Origin of the sequence: Streptomyces galbus (assembly GCF_005280195.1) — a bacterium.
GTDB lineage: Bacteria > Actinomycetota > Actinomycetes > Streptomycetales > Streptomycetaceae > Streptomyces > Streptomyces galbus.
In genome coordinates this window covers 112,650-131,158 of record NZ_SZPR01000007.1, presented here as the reverse complement: position 1 = coordinate 131,158, position 18,509 = coordinate 112,650, and the positions used below count along the sequence as shown (strand labels likewise).

The window sequence follows — 18,509 nt, the reverse complement described above, 5'->3', positions numbered from 1 at the left end:
CCGCGGCTCCACACTTGACCGCGGGACACCGGTCGGCGCGGAGGGGGACGCGGCACATGCGGGACGCTCATCGGGGCGAGGCGGAACGGCTGTTGGAGCGGGCCGTGCGGGAGGAGGTACGGCGCTCGGGCGGGCGTACGGACGGCGCGGCGCTGCTCGCCCGGGGGCGCGCGGCGCTGGACGAGCTGGCGCGGACGGCCGCCGAGGAGTACGGGGCGTACGTGCGGGCGCTGGACGAGACGGACACCGGCCGGGTCGGCTTCGCGCAGCGGTACGCCGCGCAGGGCGGCCGGACCCCTCTGCTCGTCGCGTCGGTCGCCGCCGTCACCGCGGTCGTCGCCGACCTGGTGCTGGGGACCGGGCCGGGCACCGCGCTCGGCACCGGTGCGAGCGTGGGCGTCGTCGGCGCGGCGGCGACCGTGGTGAAGGCCGCCGGGGCCCACCTGCCCGCCGCGCACCACCGGGCGGGCGCGGCGGGCCGGCCGGGCGGCCCCGAGCAGCTCCGTCTGCAGTGGCTGAGCGCGCTGGAGGTGCGCGGGATCCGCCCGTTCCTGGACCAGCAGCGGGTGCTGGCGGCCGCCACCGGTCCGCGGCGGACGGGCCCGCGGCTGCGCGGCGCCGACAAGAGCGCGGCGGCCCGCGGCCGGACCCTGCTGGAGCAGTCGTACGGCCAACTCCCCGACTCCGGTGGGGTGTTCGCGGGGAGGCGGGCGGAGCTGGAGCGGATCCGGCAGTGGGCGCGGTCGGCGCGGGCGAGCACCGCCACCCGGCCGACGGTCGTGGTGCTGCACGGGGAGCCGGGCAGCGGCCGGACGGCGCTGGCGGTGAGGGCCGCGCACGAGCTGCGCGACGAGTTCCGCGGGGCGTGCGTGGTGGACCTGCGCGGCGCCAGCGCCGAGGAGCCGCCGCTGCCGACCCGGGACGCCCTGCTGCACCTGCTGAACCGGCTCGGCGCGCCGCGCGAGCAACTGCTCTTCCGGGAGCGCTCGTCGCCCGACCAGCAGGTCGAACGGCTCGGCGAGCTGTACCACCAGCACCTGGCCGGGCTGCCGGTCATCGTGGTCCTCGACGACGCCTCCGACGCCGCGCAGGTCCTCGCCCTGGTGCCGGAGCGCTCCGACAGCCTGGTCCTGGTCACCGCGCGCACCCCGCTGGACCTCCCGGACGACGGGCCGGCGCGGGTGCACGAGCTGCCGGTCGCACCGCTGGGGCCGGCCGGCGCGGAGGAGCTGCTGGGCGCCGCCGCGCAGGACCGCACCGGCCCGTACGACGCGGAGGCCACCGAGCGGATCGTCGGCCTGTGCGGCGGGCTGCCGCTGGCGCTGCGCGCCGCCGGGTCCTCGCTGGGGCCGCGCTCGCCGCGCCGGCTGGCCGCGGACCTGGCGGCGTACGGTCCGGTGGGACCGGTGGAACGGGCGCTGTGGCTGCGCTACACCGACCAGCCGGACCCGACCCGGCGGCTGCTGCGGCGGCTGGCGCTGGCCGGCCGGGCCTCGCTGGGCGTGGCCGCGGCGGCCGCGCTGCTCGGCGCGGACCGCACCGAGGCGGCCCGGCACCTGACGGACCTCGCCCGGGCCGGGCTGGTCGACACCGTCCGCGGCGACCGGTACCGGCTGCACGACCTGGTGCGGGCCTTCGCGCAGGCCCGGCTGCTGGAGGAGGAGGACCCGGCCGAGCGCGCCGCCGCGCAGGAACGCCTGATCGTGAGCTGCGCCGAGCTGGCCGACTCGGTGCTGCGCCTGGTCGACGGGAACATGTCGACCCGCTCGGACCGCTTCACCCCGCACGGCTTCACCTCGCTGGAGGAGGCGCTGCGCTGGCTCGACGACGAGTCGAGCTTCATCACGGCGACGCTGCGGCACGCGGAGGGCGTGGACCGGGCGGCGGTGCTCAGCCTGCTGGGCGCGCTGTGCGACTACTGCCTGCTGCGCGGCGACCTGTACCGGCTGGGCGAGATCAGCGAGCTGGCCCAGTCCGTCGACGAGGACCTGCTGGTGCGCTCGGTGCAGTGGCGCACCGGCATCGCGGCCCGTCAGCTCGGCGAGCTGGACAAGGCCCGTACGACGCTGACGTCGGTGGTCGACCTGTACCTGCGGGCGGACCACGACGCCGGAGCGGCCCGCGCCCTGGGCTCGTTGGGCATCACCCTGCACCACCAGGGCCGGCTGACCGAGGCGGCGGCCAAGCTGCGCGAGGCGCTCGACCTGCAGGCGGCCCCGGAGCTGGCCACCGACCGGGCGTGGACGCTGCACGCGCTCGCCGCCGTGGAACGCGACCGGGCCCGGCCGGCCGAGGCGCTGGACCTGCTGCGCCGGTCCCTGGTGCTGCACCGGGAGGGCGGCTCGGTGCACGGCGAGGCGTGGGCGCACTTCCAGCGGGGCCAGCTCCACCTGCGCCTCGACGACGTCCCGCGGGCCGAGGCGGACCTGCGCGCCGCGCTGGAGCTGTACGGCCGGACCCGCGACGCCCGCGGTGAGGCGTGGGCGCTGACCCAGCTCGCCCGGGCCCGGCTGGTCGCGGGCGACGCGGCACCCGCCGTGGAGGGACTGCGGGGGGCGGCGGCCCGGCACCGGGACAACGAGGACGCGCGCGGCGAGGCGTGGACGGTGTACTACCTGGGGCTGGCGCTGGAGGAGGGCGGCGACCTGGACCAGGCGGTGCGGGAGCTGGAGCGGGCGCGGTCGATGTTCTCCCGGATGCGGGACGTGTACGGCCTGGCCTGCGCCCGCCACCACTCGGCGCGGGTGACCCGCGACCAGCGGGCGGCCCGCACGGGCTCGCTGCGCAACTCCGGCTTCGCCCGCCAGCTCCTGGTGGACGCCCGCGCCGACTTCCAGCGCATCGGCGTCCCGCACGGCGAGGCGTGGACCTGCCTGGAGCTGGCGATCGTGGACGCGGGCAACGCGCGCACCCCGCAGGCGCTGGCGCTGTGCGACGAGGCGGCGGGCCTGTTCGCCTCCTACGGCGACCGCCGCGGCGAGGACTGGGCCCGCTTCCTGCGCTGCACCCTCCTGCCGTACGCCTCCCTGGGCGGCGTCGAGGTCGGCACCGCGGTCGCCGAGGAGGAGCTGGCCCGCCTCGCGGAGGCCGACCATCCGCTGCGCGACAGCAAGCTCAGCGACTGCGTCGAGGCCCACCGGCTGCTGCTGGAGCGCGGGGTGGCCCTGGAGAAGGGCTGGCAGGCGTGGCACCTGGGCACGGTGCCGGACCGCCACGCCCGGGAGGTGATGGGGGTGGCGGTGGACCTGGCGGACTGACCGGCGCGGCCGGGCGGGCGGCACCCGCCGCCGTCGGCCGGGCCGCCGGCCGGCCGCTCAGCCCTGCTGCGGTCCGGCCTCCGGCGAGCCGGTGGTGCGGGCCGCCGTGCCCGCCTCCCGGTCCGCGGGGGTGCCCTCGGCGCCGGGGGGCTCCTTGAAGTCGACCTTGCCCATGTGGCGGTTCATCGACTTCATCAGGGCCCACACGGCCACCGCCATCGCCGCGAAGACGATGAAGCCGAGGACACCGGGGGTGACCTTGTTCTCGTCGACCTCGGCGAGGGGGACGAGGTGTGCCATTGCCACGCTCACGCTTGCGCTCATGTCAGGCATTGTCGCGGATGCCCGCGAAGAGGTCGTCCTCGGGGAGGGAGGTGTCCACGAGCGACTTCGCCAGCTCGTACTCCTCCGTCGGCCAGACCTCCTTCTGCAGGTCCAGCGGCACCCGGAACCAGCCCCCGTCGGGGTCGATCTGCGTGGCGTGGGCGATCAGCGCCTTGTCGCGGATCTCGAAGAACTCCGCGCACGGCACGTGCGTGGTCAGCGTGCGGTCCTTGTGGCCGGAGTCGTCCCAGCGCTTGAGCCAGTCCCCGTAGGGCGACTCCAGGCCGCGGTCGAGCATCGCCCGGTGCAGCGCCTCGGTGCGGGGCCGGTTGAAGCCCTGGTTGTAGTAGAGCTTCAGCGGCCGGTACGCCGGGCCGTACTCGGCCTCGGGGTACTTCTCGGTGTCCGCCGCGCCCTCGAACGCCACCATCGTGATCTTGTGGGTCATGATGTGGTCGGGGTGCGGGTAACCGCCGTTCTCGTCGTAGGTGGTGATCACCTGCGGGCGGAACGAGCGGATCTGCTTCACCAGCTCGCCGGCCGCGTGGTCGACGTCCTCGAGCGCGAAGCAGCCCTCGGGCAGCGGCGGCAGGGGGTCGCCCTCGGGCAGCCCGGAGTCGACGAAGCCGAGCCACTCCTGCTTGACGCCCAGGATCTCCCGGGCCTCGTCCATCTCCTTCTTGCGCACCTCGTGGATGTGCTCCTCGATGTAGGCGTCGCCCTGGAGCTTGGGGTTGAGGATGGAGCCGCGCTCCCCGCCCGTGCAGGTCACGACCAGCACGTCCACCCCCTCGGACACGTACTTCGCCATGGTGGCCGCGCCCTTGCTCGACTCGTCGTCGGGGTGGGCGTGCACGGCCATCAGTCGCAGCTGGTCAGTCAAGACTCAATCCTCGTAAGTCGGCGCCCCGCGTCTGGGGGTGCGTTCGGCGGCTTCTATAGTGACCGAATCGGGGGTCCAATAATTCCGGGGCCCTGCTCCGGGGACGGTTTTCGGAACACCGCCCGCCACCGACCAGGACCCGGCGAGAGGACGATCATGAGTACGACGTCGAGCACCCGGGTGCCCGAGCGGCGCTACGGCCGTTCCTCGGACCGGGACGCCGACCGCACGCTCAAGATCGTCGGTGCCGTGCTGGGCGCTCTGCTGCTGCTCCTCGTCGGCTACTTCGGCTACCACTACGTGGGCCAGAACAAGATCAGCGCCCAGGTGATCGCCTTCCAGGCCGAGGGCGACTCGGTCTCGGTGCACCTGGAGGTCCACAAGGACGCCGGCACCAGCGGCTACTGCACGGTCCGCTCGCAGGCGGCCGACGGCTCGGAGGTGGGGCGCGGGGACTTCCGCTTCACCGGCTCGGCCACCCGCATCGACAAGGTCGTCACGCTCCGCACGACCGCGCGCGGCACGACCGCCGAGCTGCTCGGCTGCCACGCCGACTGACCTGCGTTGACGACAATCTGGTCGGTTATGTCCTCCCCCTTTCGCCGGTGAATTGTTAGGCTCGTGGTTTCGCCCTCCCCTGGAGGAACATGCTTCTGGGTGGGGCGACGTTTTGTATTCCCAGTACCTACGAGGAGCACCTGTGACCCAGACCAGCGAGAACGTCACCTGGCTGACCCAGGAGGCGTACAACAAGCTCAAGGACGAGCTTGAGTACCTTACTGGTCCTGCGCGCACGGAGATCGCCGCCAAGATCGCCGCCGCGCGCGAGGAGGGCGACCTGCGTGAGAACGGCGGGTACCACGCGGCCAAGGAGGAGCAGGGCAAGCAGGAGCTCCGTGTGCGCCAGCTCACCCAGCTCCTCGAGAACGCCAAGGTCGGCGAGGCCCCGGCCACGACGGACGGCACGGTCGCGCCCGGCATGGTCGTGACGATCGCGTTCGACGGCGACGAGGACGACACGCTGACCTTCCTGCTGGCCTCCCGCGAGTACGCCAGCTCCGACATCGAGACCTACTCGCCGCAGTCGCCGCTCGGCTCCGGCGTCACCGGTCACAAGGTCGGCGAGGACGCCGAGTACGAGCTGCCCAACGGCAAGAAGGCCTCCGTCCGCATCCTCAAGGCCGAGCCCTACAGCGGCTGAGCCGCTCACCCCGAGCACCCCGCGCGGCCCCCGGCGTCCTCACGGCGCCGGGGGCCGCGTCGTGACGCGGCCGGGCGGACCGGTCAGCCGTCCGCCGCCCGGTACTTGCGCACGGCCAGGGTCCGGAAGACCGCGACGATCAGCACGGACCAGATCAGGGACGCCCACACCGGGTGCTGCATGGGCCAGGCTCCGGAGTCGACGACGCCCGGATTGCCGAACAGCTCGCGGCACGCCTGCACCGTGGCGCTGAAGGGGTTCCACTCGGCGATGTGCCGCAGCCAGGGCGTCATCTGGCTGGCGTCGACGAAGGCGTTCGAGATGAACGTCACCGGGAACAGCCAGATGATCCCGCCCGACGTGGCGGCCTCCGGGGTGCGGACCGAGAGCCCGATCAGGGCCCCGATCCACGTGAAGGCGTAGCCGAGGAGGAGCAGCAGGCCGAAGGCGCCCAGGACCCGGCCCGCGTCGGTCGGCTCCGCCGAGCCGGGGCGCCAGCCGACGATCAGGGCCACGATCGCCAGGACGGTCAGCGTGATGCACGTCTGCACGAGGTCGGCGACGGTCCGGCCGGTCAGCACCGCGCCGCGGGCCATCGGCAGGGAGCGGAACCGGTCGACGAGCCCCTTCTGCATGTCGTCCGCGATACCGGCCGCCGAGCCCGCGGTGGCGAAGGTCACCGTCTGGGCGAAGATGCCGGCCATCAGGAAGTTCTTGTAGACGTCCGGGTCGGTGGACCCTCCGACGCTCATCGAGCCGCCGAAGACGTAGGTGAACAGCACCACGAACATCACGGGCTGGATGACACCGAACAGGACCATCTCCGGGATCCGGGTCATCCGGATCAGGTTCCTGCGGGCGATCACCAGCGAGTCGGACACCATGCTCATGCCGCTCATGACGCGGTCTCCTTGTCGCTCTCGTCGTCCTCGGTCTCGGCGGCGTGCCCGGTCAGGGACAGGAAGACGTCGTCGAGGGTGGGCCGGCGCAGCCCGATGTCGTCGATCTCGATGCCGCGGCCGTCCAGCTCCCGGATGACCTCGGCGAGCAGCTTGGCGCCGCCGGTGACGGGCACGGTCAGCTTGCGGGTGTGGTCCTCGACCGTGGTGTCGCCCTTGCCGAAGCCGCGCAGCACCTCGGCGGCGGTCGCCATCGCCTCGCGCTCGTGCACCACGACCTCGACGCGCTCGCCGCCGGTGCGGGCCTTGAGCTGGTCGGAGGTGCCCCGGGCGATCACCCGGCCGTGGTCGACGACCGCGATGTCGTGCGCCAGGTGGTCGGCCTCCTCCAGGTATTGCGTGGTCAGCAGCAGGGTCGTGCCGCCGGAGACGAGCTGCTTGATGACCTCCCACAGCAGCTGGCGGTTGCGGGGGTCCAGCCCGGTGGTCGGCTCGTCCATGAACATCACGGGCGGCGAGACCACGAGCGCGGCGGCCAGGTCGAGGCGGCGGCGCATGCCGCCGGAGTAGGTCTTGGTGGGCCGGTCGGCGGCGTCGGCGAGGTCGAAGCGCTCCAGCAGCTCGGCGGCCCGGGCCTTCGCGGGCCGGGCCTTCATCTGGTAGAGCCGGCCGACCATCTGCAGGTTCTCCCGGCCGGTCAGGTACTCGTCGACCGCGGCGAACTGGCCGGACAGGCCGATCGAGCGGCGGACCCGGACCGGGTCCTTGAGCACGTCGATGCCGGCCACGAGGGCGCGGCCGCGGTCGGGGCGCAGGAGGGTGGTCAGGCAGCGGACCGTGGTGGTCTTGCCCGCGCCGTTGGGTCCGAGCAGACCCAGGACCGTGCCCTCGGGGACGTCGAGGTCGACGCCGTCCAGAGCCTTTACGTCGCCGAAGGTCTTCACCAGGCCTTCGGCGTAGATGGCGCCTGGCATAACAGTTCTCCACGTCTTCGGGGATCCGTCGATGAGTTCGGGTGGCGGTTCAAGTCTGAGCGGGTGGGGTGCGGCACGCCCCCGCATCGCGGGACGGCCGGACCGCGACCCGGGACACACCATAACGCGATGTATCGCGAGTCACAACGGGTTTCGGGCAGATGACCCGATGGAGTGAGGTGAGGGTGAGCTGGACGCAGGGCCCCGGCTCAGTCGATGACGGTGTAGCCCGCCCCGCGCAGCGCGCGGCCGACCTCGGTGCAGTGCTCCGGGCCCATCGTCTCCAGGTGGAGCTCCACCTCCGCCTCGGTCAGGCCGAGGCGCGGGTCGGTGCGGATGTGGCTGACGTCGAGGACGTTGGCCTCGACCCCCGACAGCACGCCGAGCAGCGTGGCGAGCGCCCCCGGCCGGTCCGTCAGCCGCAGCCGTACGGCCAGGTAGCGGCCCTGCGCCGCCATGCCGTGCCGCAGCACCCGCTGCATCAGCACCGGGTCGACGTTGCCGCCGGACAGCACCGCCACCACCGGCCCCTCGAACGCGCCGGGCCGGCTCAGCAGCGCCGCCACCGGGCTCGCCCCGGCCGGCTCGACGACCAGCTTGGCCCGCTCCAGGCACAGCAGCAGCGCCGCGGACAGCTCGTCCTCCGACACCGTGCACACCTCGTCGACCAGCTCCCCGATCAGCGCGAACGGCACGTCGCCGGGCCGCCCCACCTTGATGCCGTCGGCCATCGTCGCCGGGCTCTCCAGCGCGACCGGCCGCCCGGCCGCCAGCGACGGCGGGTACGCGGCCGCGCCCGCCGCCTGCACGCCGACGATCCGCACGTCGGGCCGTACCGCCTTCACGGCGACCGCGATGCCCGCGGCGAGTCCGCCGCCGCCGATGCCGACGACGACCGTGCGCACCTCCGGGCACTGCTCCAGGATCTCCAGGCCGACCGTGCCCTGGCCGGCGATGACGTCCGGGTGGTCGAAGGGGTGGATGAACACCGCGCCCGTGCGCACCGCGTACTCCTGGGCGGCGGCCAGCGTCTCGTCGACCACCTGCCCGTGCAGGCGCACCTCGGCGCCGTACTCCCGGGTGGCGCTGATCTTCGGCAGCGGGGCGCCCTTCGGCATGAACACCGTCGAGCGCACCCCGAGCAGCGACGACGCCAGCGCGACGCCCTGCGCGTGGTTGCCGGCGCTCGCCGCCACCACCCCCGCGGCCCGCTCCTCGGGCAGCAGGCCGGCGATCCGCACGTAGGCGCCGCGCAGCTTGAACGACCCGGTCCGCTGGAGGTTCTCGCACTTGAGGTGCACCGGCTGCCCCACGAGCCGGGAGAGGTACCTGCTGCCCTCCATCGCGGTCGTGCGGGCCACGCCCGAGAGCATCTTCTGCGCGCCCCGGACGTCGTCCGCGGTCACGGTCCGCAAGGAGTCAGCCGTGCTGTAGCTCATGACCCCAGCATCGCAGTTCACGCACGTGCCGACCTGGTGTGACCAACCTGCGGAATCCGATGGCGCAGCGCCGGTACGACCGCCGTCCCGGCCGCGTACCCTGTCCCCCAGCCCAGCACCCCTCATGAAGTGAGCCCCCGGCCATGCCCACAACACCTGGAATGTCGATGGACATGACGACCGTCGGTGACACCGGTCTTCTCGACACGCTGCAGCACGAGGTCGCGCTCTTCGCGCGGCGTGCGGAACAGACCCGGCTCGGCGGGGTCGGCCAGGTGCGCAACTCCATGGACCGCGCCGCGTACCTGCTGCTCAACCGCCTCGACAGGGAAGGCCCGATGGGCGTCAAGGCGCTCGCGGCCAGCATGGGCATCGACTCCTCGACGGTCACCCGGCAGGTGGCGCCGCTCGTCGACACGGGCCTGGTCAAGCGGACCTCGCACCCCGAGGACGGGCGCGCGGTGGTGCTGCAGCTCTCCCCGCGCGGTCAGTCCCGGCTGGAGGAAGTGCGCTCCTCGCGGCGTCAGTTGATGGCCGAGCTGACACACGACTGGGCGCCGGAGGAGCGCGAGACGTTCTGCGCGCTCCTCACGCGCTTCAACGGCGCCCTGTCGGCGCGCATGTCCGCCCCGGGCGTCCCCGGAGCGGACCAGTCCCCGGCGTCCTGACCCGGCCCGCGCCGCGCACCACGCGCCCGCGCGTGCGCGGCTCTTGACCGGAGGGCTCCCCCTGGCCTCAGATGAGACCGGATCCCGAGGATCCACGGTTCGGCGTCGGGGGAGGCGCGGTGCGACAGAGGCGGCAGGCCCGGGACACCCGCCGGGCCCGCGAGTTCGAGGCGTTCGTCGCGGGAGCGGCGGGCCGGCTGCTGCACACCGCCGCCCTGCTCACCGGGGAGGCGCCCGACGACACCCCCCGCGCGCGGCGGCTGCTGTCGCTGGCGCTCGCGCACACGTACGCGTGCTGGGACCGGCTGCGCGGCGACGACCCGTACGACCACGCCCGCCAGTACCTGGCCACCCGCTTCGCGCACGGTGCCTGGCACCAGTACGGCGCCCCGGGCCGGCCGCCCGCCCACCCCGACAGCGCGCTGGCCGTGCTCGGCCCGCAGGAGCGGCTGATCCTGGTGCTGCGGCTGTACGAGGGGATCGCCGAGGAGCAGGTCGCGGCGCTGCTGGGGCTGCCCCGGGAGCGGGTGGGCACGGTCTGCGACCGGGCCACGGCCACCGTGCTGCACCCGCCGCGCCCGCCTGCGCCCGCGGTGGGCGGGGCGAAGGTGGCGCCGTCGTGAACCGGCCGGAGCGGGAGGCCGCCGTACGGCGGATCATGGACCGCACGCCCCCGCGCGTGCCGCCGGACCTGTACGCCGACGTCGTCCGGCGCGGCGCGCGCGTGCTGCGCCGCCGCCGGCTCCTGCGGCGCCTGGTGTGGCTGACGCTGTGCGCGGCGGCCGTGGCGCTGCTGGTCTGGGCGCTGACCGCCCGGCCCTGGGTGGAGCCGCCGTCGCAGACGACCCCACCCCTGACCGGCTGGTGACCGCGCGGGGCGATCCCCGGCCGGTGGGCCGCGGACCTACTTGCCCAGGGCCTGCTGCAGGTCCTCCAGCAGGTCGTCGACGTTCTCGATGCCGACGGAGAGGCGGACCAGGTCGCCCGGGACCTCCAGGGCGGACCCGGCGACGGACGCGTGCGTCATGCGGCCCGGGTGCTCGATCAGCGACTCGACGCCGCCGAGGGACTCGCCGAGGGTGAACACCTGGGCGCGGTTGCAGACCTCGACGGCCGCCTCCTCGCCGCCCTCCACGCGGAACGACACCATGCCGCCGAACGCGCGCATCTGCTTGGCGGCGACCTCGTGGCCCGGGTGCTCGGGCAGCCCCGGGTAGAGCACGTGCGTCACGCGCGGGTGGCGGGCGAGCATCTCGGCGACCTTGGTGGCGTTCTCGCTGTGCCGGTCCATGCGCACCGACAGGGTCTTGGTGCCGCGCAGCACCAGCCAGGAGTCGAAGGGCCCGGCGACCGCGCCCATCGCGTTCTGGTGGTACGCCAGCTCCTCGCCGAGGGTCTCGTCCGCCGTGATCAGCGCACCGCCGACGACGTCGGAGTGGCCGCCCATGTACTTGGTGAGCGAGTGGACCACGACGTCCGCGCCGAGCGACAGCGGCTGCTGGAGGTAGGGCGTGGCGAAGGTGTTGTCGACGACGAGCCGGGCGCCGGCGTCCCGGGCGACCTGGGCGACGGCGGCGATGTCGGTGATGCCGAGCAGCGGGTTGGAGGGCGTCTCGACCCAGACGGCCTTGGTCTTCGGGGTGATGGCGGCCCGCACGGCGGCCGGGTCGCTGGTGTCCGCGACCGACCACTCGACGCCCCAGCGGGCGACGACCTTCGCGAACAGGCGGAACGTGCCGCCGTACGCGTCGTTGGGGATCACCACGTGGTCGCCGGGGCTGAGCAGCGTACGCAACAGGCAGTCCTCGGCCGCCAGTCCGGACGCGAACGCGAGGCCCCGGCGGCCGCCCTCCAGGGCGGCGAGGTTCTCCTCCAGGGCGGTCCTCGTCGGGTTGGCGCTGCGGCTGTACTCGTAGCCGCCGCGCAGGCCGCCGACGCCGTCCTGCTTGTAGGTCGAGACCTGGTAGATCGGCGGGACGACCGCGCCGGTCAGGGGATCGGCGGTGTTGCCCGCGTGGATCGCGAGGGTCTCGAAGTGCTGACTGATGTGCCTGTCGCTCATGTGCACCGAGGGTAGTGCGCCGGGAGGGCGGATGCCGATCGGCGGCGGCGTGGCTCCCGGCACAGCCTCCCGCACGGCAGGGGGTTGGCCAATTGTCGGCGCGGTCTGGTTCGCTTGAGGCATGGAGATTCTCTGGGTCCTGATGGCGCTGGTCATGACGGGCGTCGTGCTGAGCCCGTTCCTGCTGCGCAGGCGGGGGCGGATCGAGCAGGTCGCGCCGGGCCATCCGGACGCCGCGGATCCGGCGGACTACGGCTTCGCGCTCGAGGAGGAGCTGGACATCCGCCTGCCCGGACCCGACCAGGACCTGCTGGACGTCCTCGACGTCGTCCAGCGCGGCCAGGACCACCGCGCGGCCCAGCAGCTCCTCGCGGGCACGGAGACGCAGGGCGAGCTGCGCTGGCAGCGCGTGCAGGCCTTCGCCGGCGCGGCGGCGCTGGAGCTCCAGCAGCGGCCGGGCGGCGTCAGCGAGACGCCGGGCGGGCAGTGGCTGCGGGTGTGGCGCGTCCAGGCGCCCAAGGACCCGGGCGGCGCGGCCGTGCACGCCGAGTTCCTGGTGCAGCAGGCGTGGCGCACGGCGACGCCCGGCACGGACGACTTCCGGATCATCATGGAGGAGGCCCGGGACGCCTGCGGCCAGGCGGCCCTGCTGTCCCCCGCCGACCCCGTGCCGTACATCGTGGAGCTGTCGGTGGCCCGCGGCCTGGGCTACTCGCGGCCCGAGTTCGAGCAGCTCTGGCTGAGGATCCTGGACCGGGCGCCGCACCACATGGGCGCGCACCTGGCGGCCCTGCACTACTGGTGCGAGAAGTGGCACGGTTCGCGCGAGCTGGCGTACCAGTTCGCGGAGGCCGCGGCGGCGCGCGCCCCGCGCGGCTCCCTGCTCGCCGCGCTGCCGCTGTTCGCGGTCTTCGAGCACCTGCCGGAGGTCAACCTGGTCGCGGGCTTCTACCGGTCGGAGACGGTGACCAAGGCGATCCACGGCGCGCTGCACGCGGTGCACGCGGCCCGCCCGGACGACCCGATGCTGGCCCACGTCCGCCACCTGCTGGTGTTCTTCCTGGTCCGCGCCGAGCGCTGGTCGGAGGCCATGAGCCAGTTGGTGCACGTCGACGGCCACGTCGGCGCGCTGCCCTGGACCCTCTCCCCCGACCCGGCGGCGGAGTTCGCGGTGTACCGCGCGCTGGCGGTGGCGGGCTACGAGGCCAACGGCGGCAGCCCGGCCACGCTGCCGCACTGACCCGGCGCCCGCACCGCCCGCGTCACGCCTGCGTCGAGGCGCGGCGCGGCAGGCGCCAGTCCGGACGGGGGAAGTGGCAGGTGTAGCCGTCCGGGTAGCGCTGGAGGTAGTCCTGGTGCTCGGGCTCGGCCTCCCAGAAGGGGCCGACCGGCTCCACCTCGGTGACGACCTTGCCGGGCCACAGGCCGGAGGCGTCCACGTCCGCGATGGTCTCCTCGGCGATCCGCTTCTGCTCGTCGTCCACGTAGTAGATCGCCGAGCGGTAGCTCGTGCCGATGTCGTTGCCCTGGCGGTTCTTCGTGCTCGGGTCGTGGATCTGGAAGAAGAACTCGAGCAGGGCGCGGTAGTCGGTCTGCTCCGGGTCGAAGAGGATCTCGATGGCCTCCGCGTGCGTGCCGTGGTTGCGGTACGTCGCGTTCGGCACGTCTCCCCCGGTGTAGCCGACCCGGGTCGCGGTCACGCCCGGGAGCCGGCGGATCAGCTCCTCCATCCCCCAGAAACATCCGCCCGCCAGCACGGCCCTCTGCGTCTGCGCACCCATTGCGGCCTCCACACTCCTCGACTCGGTCACTGGTCACCCGGACGGTCCCGCGCACACACCGCGAGACTCCCGGCCCGATGTCGTCAACACGGCAGGGCGCCCGGCGATTCCGCGCCCGCCGGTCCGGGCCGGAGGTGACCCGTCAGGGCCGGGGACGGCTGTTGAGGCGGGCCGCCCGACGGGTCAGGTGATCGCGTTCGGGCAGCGTGGGCGCGTGGTGGGCGGCCTCCGCGTAGAGCCGTGCCGCGGTGGTCAGGTCGCCGTCGCGTTCGTGGAGGTGGGCGGCCACCGCGGTGTACCGGGGCAGCGCGGGGTCCAGCTCTTCCAGGGCCTTCAGACCGGCGCGCGGGCCGTCGGCCTCGCCCACGGCGACCGCGCGGTTCAGGCGGGCGACGGGACTGCCGGTGAGGCGGACCAGTTCGTCGTACCACTCGACGATCTGCACCCAGTCCGTCTCCTCGGCTCTCGGCGCGTCCGCGTGAAGGGCGGCGACGGCGGCCTGGGCCTGGAACTCGCCCAGCCGGTCGCGGGCGAGGGCCCGCTGGAGAATGCGCACGCCCTCGGCGATGAGTCCGGTGTCCCACCGGCCGCGGTCCTGCTCGGCCAGCGGCACCAGGCTGCCGTCCGGTGCGGTGCGGGCGCCGCGTCGGGCGTGGTGCAGCAGCATCAGGGCGAGCAGCCCGGACACCTCCGGGTGGTCGATCACCGCGGCGAGCTGCCGGGTGAGCCGGACGGCCTCGGCGGCGAGGTCGACGTCGCCGGAGTAGCCCTCGTTGAAGACCAGGTAGAGCACGCGCAGCACGGTCGCCACGTCACCGGGCCGGTCGAACCGCACGCCCGCCACGGACCGCTTCGCGCGGCTGATGCGCTGGGCCATGGTCGCCTCGGGCACCAGGTAGGCCCGGGCGATCTGCCGGGTGGTCAGGCCGCCCACGGCGCGCAGGGTGAGCGCGGCCGCGGACGCGGGCGTCAGCGACGGGTGGGCGCACAGGAAGTAGACCTGGAGCGTGTCGTCCACCGCTCGCGCCGGACCGGGCGCGGGCTCCTCGTCGAGCCGGTCCTCCCGCCGCCGGCGGGCCGTGTCCGCCCGGGCCGCGTCGAGGAACCGGCGCCACGCCACGGTGACCAGCCAGCCCCGCGGGTCGCGCGGCGGGTCGGCCGGCCAGACCCGGACGGCCTCGACCAGGGCGTCCTGGACGGCGTCCTCGGCCGCCGCGAAGTCGGCCCCGCGGCGGACGAGGACGGCGAGCACGCCCGGGGTGAGGCTGCGCAGCAGGGCCTCGTCCATCGGCGCGGTCAGTCCGTCACGCAGGGGTTGTGCAGGCCCAGGAAGGGGCGCAGCTCCAGCCACTCGTGCAGCGGCCGGCCGCCGGCACCGGGGGCCGCGGACAGTTCCCCGGCCAGTTCGACGGCGCGCTCGTAGCTGTCGACGTCGATCACCATCCAGCCCGCGATGAGGTCCTTGGTCTCGGCGAACGGGCCGTCGGTGACCGGCGGGCGGCCCTCCCCGTCGTACCGGACCCACGTCCCCTCGGGGGCGAGCGCCTGGGCGTCCACGTACTCGCCGGTCTTCTCCAGCCGGGCCGCGAAGTCGTTCATGTACCCCACGTGCGCCGAGATCTCCTCCGGCGTCCACTGGTCCATGGGCACGTCGTTCGCGCACGCCGGGGCACCGCGGTAGTGCTTGAGCAGCAGGTACTTCGCCATGGTGGGCTCCTCGCTCCGGTACGACCCATTGTGGTCGCTCTCACCCCGGGGACGGAGCGGATCACGGGTTCTCGACATCGACGGGACATCATCCGCGGACTTTTTCCGGCACCGGTGCGATCGGGCGCCGGGCGGTGCGAATCCGGTTGCCCCGTACGGCACCCGTGGGGCTGAATGACGGACGGTCGACATCCCGGGAGGCACGCATGGCCGACATCCACCACCCCCGCTCCGTGGGCCCGTCCACGTTCCTGATCGGCGGTGGGTGGGACCGGGGGGCCGTCGCCGCCGTGTACGGGCCCTTCGTCCGGGCGGCCGCCGCCCGGGCCGCGGGCCGCGCGCCCCGCATCGGGTGCGTCGTCCTGGACGAGGGCGACGGGGCCGCGCAGTTCGCCCGGTACGAGCCGGTGCTGCGCGAGGCCGGTGACTGCGCGCCGGTGCCGGTGCTGGTGCCGCTCGGGGGCCGCTTCGCGCCGGCCGCCGTCCTGGACGGCGTGGACGGCCTGCTGGTGTGCGGCGGGCTGACGCCCGCCTACCAGGAGGCGTTCGCCGCGGACGCCGCGCCGACGGTGGCGCTGCTGGCGGAGCGCGGCATCCCCTACGCCGGGTTCTCCGCCGGGGCCGCGCTGGCCGCCCGGGACGCCGTGGTCGGCGGGTGGCGGGCGGACGGGGTCGCGGTGTGCCCCGAGGACGCCGGGGAGGACCTGGACGAGGTCGCGGTGCGGCCTGGGCTCGGGCTGGTGCCGTTCGCGGTGGACGTGCACGCCGCCCAGTGGGGGACGCTGCCCCGGCTCGCCACCGCCGTGGCCGCCGGGCGGGCCGGGTGGGGGGTCGCGCTCGACGAGAACACGGTGATCGAGGTGGCTCCCGGCGAGCGCGAGGGCGAGGGCGAGGGGAGCGGGGTCGCCGTGACCGTCGCCGGACTCGGCCGCGCCCACACCGTGCGGCGGGCGCCCGACGGAGCCGGGGTGCTGGTCCGCTCGTACGGGGCCGGCGCGTCGTTCCCCGTGAACGGCTGACGTACGACCGTGCGCGGACGGGGACGCGACCGGGCCCCGGCCCGCACGGGGCGGACCGGGGCCCGGTCTCCGGGTCACCGGCCCGGCGGACGTCAGATCGTCGCCGTGTCGATCACGAAGCGGTACCGCACGTCGCTGTTCAGCACCCGCTCGTACGCCTCGTTGATCTCCTCCGCGGCGATCAGCTCGATCTCCGCGCCGAAGCCGTGCGCCGCGCAGAAGTCGAGCATCTCCTGGGTCTCGGCGATGCCGCCGATCATGGAGCCCGCGAGGGTCTTGCGGTTGTTGATCACCGAGAACAGGTTCAGCGAGATCGGCTCCTCGGGGGCGCCGACGTTGACCAGCGCGCCGTCGGTCCGCAGCAGCGACAGGAAGGCGCCGAAGTCCAGCGGGGCCGAGACGGTGGACAGGATCAGGTCGAAGCTGCCGGCCAGCTCCTCGAAGGTCTTCGGGTCGCTGGTGGCGTAGTAGTGGTCGGCGCCCAGCTTCAGCCCGTCGTCCTTCTTGCGCAGGGACTGCGACAGCACGGTCACCTCGGCGCCCAGGGCGTGCGCGATCTTGACCGCCATGTGGCCGAGGCCGCCCATGCCGAGGACCGCGACCTTCTTGCCGGGGCCGGCGTTCCAGTGCTTGAGCGGGGAGTACGTGGTGATGCCGGCGCACAGCAGCGGGGCGGCCACGTCGAGGGACAGGCCGTCGGGGATGCGCACGACGTAGTTCTCGTCGACGACGATCGCCTGGGCGTAGCCGCCGTAGGTGGGCTCGCCGTTCCTGTCGACCGCGTTGTACGTGCCGACCATGCCGCCGCCGGTGCAGTACTGCTCCTGCCCGGCCCTGCAGTTGTCGCACGTGCGGCAGGAGTCGACCATGCAGCCGACGCCCACGCGGTCGCCGACGGCGAACTTCGTCACGCCGGGGCCGACCTCGGAGACGACACCGGCGATCTCGTGGCCGGGGACCATCGGGAACATCGCCTCGCCCCAGCCCTCGCGGGCCTGGTGGATGTCCGAGTGGCAGATGCCGGCGAACTTGATGTCGATCAGCACGTCGAACTCGCCGACCGGTCGCCGCTCGATCGTCGTGCGCTCCAGCGGAGCCTTGGGGGCGGGGACGGCGTACGCAGCAACAGTGGTCATGCCGAGGGGCCTCCTAGCAGGTCACGTGACGGGGTTCCGTACCGCCCGGCCCGCCTGCCGGCGGCCGGGCACGGCTTCCAGCGTGCCCGATATCCGTCCCTCCACCCAGGTCACGCCTTTGCGTACGTCCGGCGTGCGTACCACTGACGGGGTCAGGCTCCTGGTCGTAGGACCAGGAATACTGGACACATGGACGAACGCCCCGATTCCGCCCCTCCCGCCGCCGGGGCGGGCGCCGAAGCCGCCGCCGGCCGGCCGCTGGACCGGCGGGCCGAGCTGAGCGAGTTCCTGCGCACCCGCCGGGCCCGGCTGAAGCCGGAGGACGTGGGACTGCCCGACTTCGGCCGGCACCGCCGGGTGCCGGGGCTGCGCCGCGAGGAGCTGGCGCAGCTCGCCGGGGTGTCGGTGGCGTACTACACGCGGCTGGAGCAGGGCAACGGGCGCAACGTGTCGGCGGAGGTGCTGGACGCCATCGCGCGGGCGCTGCGGCTGAGCGACGCCGAGCACGCGCACCTGACGCACCTGGCCAAGCCCAAGCACAAGAAGAAGCAGGCCGCCCGCCCCCAGCAGGTCAGGGCCTCGCTGCGGCAGCTCCTCGACACCATGGACGGGGTGCCCGCCTACATCGTGGGGCGCCGCTCGGAGATCCTCGCCTGGAACCGGATGGCGGCGGCCCTCTTCGGCGACTGGTCCGAGCTGCCGGCGGCCGAACGCAACTGGGCGCGGCTGGTGTTCCTGCAGCCGGAGTACCGGGACCTGTTCGTCGAGTGGGAGCAGAAGGCGATCGACATCGTCTGCGCCCTGCGCATGGACGCCGGCTGCTACCCGGACGACCCGCGGCTGTCCGCCCTGGTGGGCGAACTCTCCGTCAAGAGCGAGGAGTTCCGCCGGCTGTGGGCGACCCACGACGTCAAGGAGAAGAGCCACGGCGTGAAGCGCCTGCGGCACCCCCTGGTCGGTGAACTGGCCCTGCACTTCGAGGGCTTCCGGCTGGCCGGCGACGCCGACCAGTCCCTGATCGTGTACCACGCGGAACCGGGCACCCCGTCGGCCGAGGCCCTGCGCCTCCTGGCGAGCTGGGGCACGGACGCCTCCCGCGCGGGGGCGCAGAGCCGGTCGCCGTCCGCCTGACCGGAGCGGCTCCCCGCGGGGCGGCAGC

Annotated in this window: 19 protein-coding genes; 9 read left to right on the top strand and 10 right to left on the bottom strand. The window is 74.0% G+C overall.

Translation table 11 applies throughout. The features are described from left to right. Positions 1 to 56: 56 nt before the first annotated feature. Positions 57 to 3,257, top strand: a complete 3,201-nt coding sequence (locus tag E4U92_RS04025) for a tetratricopeptide repeat protein (protein WP_137298839.1) — start codon at positions 57 to 59, stop codon at positions 3,255 to 3,257. Positions 3,258 to 3,314: 57 nt separating this feature from the next. Here the strand turns inward: E4U92_RS04025 and E4U92_RS04020 are convergent, their stop codons facing one another. Together E4U92_RS04020 and mca are read right to left on the bottom strand one after the other, a co-directional pair. Then, positions 3,315 to 3,590: a hypothetical protein gene (locus tag E4U92_RS04020; protein WP_137298838.1), complete on the bottom strand. Its 276-nt coding sequence runs from the start codon at positions 3,588 to 3,590 to the stop codon at positions 3,315 to 3,317. Further along, entirely contained in the window at positions 3,583 to 4,443 is an 861-nt protein-coding gene (mca, locus tag E4U92_RS04015; RefSeq protein WP_168372525.1) for a mycothiol conjugate amidase Mca, read from the bottom strand. The genes E4U92_RS04020 and mca overlap by 8 nt, the downstream gene beginning before the upstream one ends. A gap of 177 nt (positions 4,444 to 4,620) precedes the next feature. Between mca and E4U92_RS04010 the strand changes: the two genes are divergently transcribed. Then, the gene (locus E4U92_RS04010) at positions 4,621 to 5,022 is read left to right on the top strand and encodes a DUF4307 domain-containing protein (RefSeq protein ID WP_137298836.1); all 402 of its coding nucleotides are present in this window, start codon (positions 4,621 to 4,623) and stop codon (positions 5,020 to 5,022) included. 142 nt (positions 5,023 to 5,164) lie between these two features. Next, a complete protein-coding gene (gene greA / locus E4U92_RS04005; protein WP_067239900.1) occupies positions 5,165 to 5,665 on the top strand; it encodes a transcription elongation factor GreA in 501 nt (166 codons plus the stop codon). An 83-nt stretch (positions 5,666 to 5,748) separates the two neighbouring features. On the opposite strand, the gene E4U92_RS04000 is transcribed toward greA, so the two are convergent. The 3 genes from E4U92_RS04000 to ilvA form a co-directional block, all read right to left on the bottom strand. Next, a complete protein-coding gene (locus E4U92_RS04000) occupies positions 5,749 to 6,555 on the bottom strand; it encodes an ABC transporter permease (RefSeq protein ID WP_137298928.1) in 807 nt (268 codons plus the stop codon). Positions 6,556 to 6,560: 5 nt separating this feature from the next. Further along, complete coding sequence (locus tag E4U92_RS03995) at positions 6,561 to 7,538, bottom strand: ATP-binding cassette domain-containing protein (protein ID WP_137298835.1); 978 nt, start codon at positions 7,536 to 7,538, stop codon at positions 6,561 to 6,563. A 209-nt stretch (positions 7,539 to 7,747) separates the two neighbouring features. Further along, on the bottom strand, positions 7,748 to 8,977 hold the full coding sequence (gene ilvA / locus E4U92_RS03990) for a threonine ammonia-lyase (RefSeq protein ID WP_137298834.1): 1,230 nt from the start codon (positions 8,975 to 8,977) through the stop codon (positions 7,748 to 7,750). A 161-nt stretch (positions 8,978 to 9,138) separates the two neighbouring features. On the opposite strand from ilvA, the gene E4U92_RS03985 reads away from it, so the two are divergent. The 3 genes from E4U92_RS03985 to E4U92_RS03975 all read left to right on the top strand — a co-directional run bounded on the left by E4U92_RS03985 (position 9,139) and on the right by E4U92_RS03975 (position 10,513). Further along, the gene (locus E4U92_RS03985) at positions 9,139 to 9,645 is read left to right on the top strand and encodes a MarR family winged helix-turn-helix transcriptional regulator (RefSeq protein ID WP_174863702.1); all 507 of its coding nucleotides are present in this window, start codon (positions 9,139 to 9,141) and stop codon (positions 9,643 to 9,645) included. A gap of 119 nt (positions 9,646 to 9,764) precedes the next feature. Continuing rightward, positions 9,765 to 10,268, top strand: coding sequence for a sigma factor-like helix-turn-helix DNA-binding protein (locus tag E4U92_RS03980; RefSeq protein WP_174863693.1), 504 nt, complete (start codon positions 9,765 to 9,767; stop codon positions 10,266 to 10,268). Next, entirely contained in the window at positions 10,265 to 10,513 is a 249-nt protein-coding gene (locus tag E4U92_RS03975; protein ID WP_137298832.1) for a hypothetical protein, read from the top strand. The genes E4U92_RS03980 and E4U92_RS03975 overlap by 4 nt, the downstream gene beginning before the upstream one ends. Positions 10,514 to 10,549: 36 nt before the next feature. Here E4U92_RS03975 and E4U92_RS03970 read toward each other — a convergent pair whose 3' ends face one another. Then, positions 10,550 to 11,707, bottom strand: coding sequence for a cystathionine gamma-synthase (locus tag E4U92_RS03970; protein ID WP_137298831.1), 1,158 nt, complete (start codon positions 11,705 to 11,707; stop codon positions 10,550 to 10,552). Between the two features lie 121 nt (positions 11,708 to 11,828). Here E4U92_RS03970 and E4U92_RS03965 point away from each other — a divergent pair, with 121 nt between their 5' ends. Continuing rightward, positions 11,829 to 12,947, top strand: a complete 1,119-nt coding sequence (locus E4U92_RS03965) for a hypothetical protein (RefSeq protein WP_137298830.1) — start codon at positions 11,829 to 11,831, stop codon at positions 12,945 to 12,947. A 22-nt stretch (positions 12,948 to 12,969) separates the two neighbouring features. On the opposite strand, the gene msrA is transcribed toward E4U92_RS03965, so the two are convergent. The 3 genes from msrA to E4U92_RS03950 all read right to left on the bottom strand — a co-directional run bounded on the left by msrA (position 12,970) and on the right by E4U92_RS03950 (position 15,195). Next, a complete protein-coding gene (gene msrA, locus E4U92_RS03960) occupies positions 12,970 to 13,488 on the bottom strand; it encodes a peptide-methionine (S)-S-oxide reductase MsrA (protein ID WP_137298829.1) in 519 nt (172 codons plus the stop codon). A gap of 142 nt (positions 13,489 to 13,630) precedes the next feature. Beyond that, positions 13,631 to 14,776 carry an RNA polymerase sigma factor gene (locus E4U92_RS03955; RefSeq protein ID WP_137298828.1) on the bottom strand — a complete coding sequence of 382 codons (1,146 nt, stop codon included), beginning with the start codon at positions 14,774 to 14,776 and terminating at the stop codon, positions 13,631 to 13,633. 8 nt (positions 14,777 to 14,784) lie between these two features. Next, on the bottom strand, positions 14,785 to 15,195 hold the full coding sequence (locus tag E4U92_RS03950; RefSeq protein WP_137298827.1) for a YciI family protein: 411 nt from the start codon (positions 15,193 to 15,195) through the stop codon (positions 14,785 to 14,787). A gap of 206 nt (positions 15,196 to 15,401) precedes the next feature. Here E4U92_RS03950 and E4U92_RS03945 point away from each other — a divergent pair, with 206 nt between their 5' ends. After that, positions 15,402 to 16,214 carry a type 1 glutamine amidotransferase family protein gene (locus E4U92_RS03945; RefSeq protein WP_174863691.1) on the top strand — a complete coding sequence of 271 codons (813 nt, stop codon included), beginning with the start codon at positions 15,402 to 15,404 and terminating at the stop codon, positions 16,212 to 16,214. A 92-nt stretch (positions 16,215 to 16,306) separates the two neighbouring features. Here E4U92_RS03945 and E4U92_RS03940 read toward each other — a convergent pair whose 3' ends face one another. Next, complete coding sequence (locus E4U92_RS03940) at positions 16,307 to 17,350, bottom strand: NAD(P)-dependent alcohol dehydrogenase (protein ID WP_137298826.1); 1,044 nt, start codon at positions 17,348 to 17,350, stop codon at positions 16,307 to 16,309. A gap of 189 nt (positions 17,351 to 17,539) precedes the next feature. Between E4U92_RS03940 and E4U92_RS03935 the strand changes: the two genes are divergently transcribed. Further along, entirely contained in the window at positions 17,540 to 18,481 is a 942-nt protein-coding gene (locus E4U92_RS03935; protein ID WP_137298825.1) for a helix-turn-helix domain-containing protein, read from the top strand. Positions 18,482 to 18,509 lie beyond the last annotated feature (28 nt).

Excerpts from the sequence above, each read along its gene's own strand:
- E4U92_RS04025 (WP_137298839.1), top strand. The coding sequence starts at position 57 with ATGCGGGACGCTCATCGGGGCGAGGCGGAACGGCTGTTGGAGCGGGCC.
- E4U92_RS04020 (WP_137298838.1), bottom strand. The coding sequence starts at position 3,590 with ATGCCTGACATGAGCGCAAGCGTGAGCGTGGCAATGGCACACCTCGTC.
- mca (WP_168372525.1), bottom strand. The coding sequence starts at position 4,443 with ATGGCCGTGCACGCCCACCCCGACGACGAGTCGAGCAAGGGCGCGGCC.
- E4U92_RS04010 (WP_137298836.1), top strand. The coding sequence starts at position 4,621 with ATGAGTACGACGTCGAGCACCCGGGTGCCCGAGCGGCGCTACGGCCGT.
- E4U92_RS04000 (WP_137298928.1), bottom strand. The coding sequence starts at position 6,555 with ATGAGCATGGTGTCCGACTCGCTGGTGATCGCCCGCAGGAACCTGATC.
- E4U92_RS03995 (WP_137298835.1), bottom strand. The coding sequence starts at position 7,538 with ATGCCAGGCGCCATCTACGCCGAAGGCCTGGTGAAGACCTTCGGCGAC.
- ilvA (WP_137298834.1), bottom strand. The coding sequence starts at position 8,977 with ATGAGCTACAGCACGGCTGACTCCTTGCGGACCGTGACCGCGGACGAC.
- E4U92_RS03985 (WP_174863702.1), top strand. The coding sequence starts at position 9,139 with ATGTCGATGGACATGACGACCGTCGGTGACACCGGTCTTCTCGACACG.
- E4U92_RS03970 (WP_137298831.1), bottom strand. The coding sequence starts at position 11,707 with ATGAGCGACAGGCACATCAGTCAGCACTTCGAGACCCTCGCGATCCAC.
- E4U92_RS03965 (WP_137298830.1), top strand. The coding sequence starts at position 11,829 with ATGGAGATTCTCTGGGTCCTGATGGCGCTGGTCATGACGGGCGTCGTG.
- msrA (WP_137298829.1), bottom strand. The coding sequence starts at position 13,488 with ATGGGTGCGCAGACGCAGAGGGCCGTGCTGGCGGGCGGATGTTTCTGG.
- E4U92_RS03955 (WP_137298828.1), bottom strand. The coding sequence starts at position 14,776 with ATGGACGAGGCCCTGCTGCGCAGCCTCACCCCGGGCGTGCTCGCCGTC.
- E4U92_RS03950 (WP_137298827.1), bottom strand. The coding sequence starts at position 15,195 with ATGGCGAAGTACCTGCTGCTCAAGCACTACCGCGGTGCCCCGGCGTGC.
- E4U92_RS03945 (WP_174863691.1), top strand. The coding sequence starts at position 15,402 with ATGGCCGACATCCACCACCCCCGCTCCGTGGGCCCGTCCACGTTCCTG.
- E4U92_RS03940 (WP_137298826.1), bottom strand. The coding sequence starts at position 17,350 with ATGACCACTGTTGCTGCGTACGCCGTCCCCGCCCCCAAGGCTCCGCTG.
- E4U92_RS03935 (WP_137298825.1), top strand. The coding sequence starts at position 17,540 with ATGGACGAACGCCCCGATTCCGCCCCTCCCGCCGCCGGGGCGGGCGCC.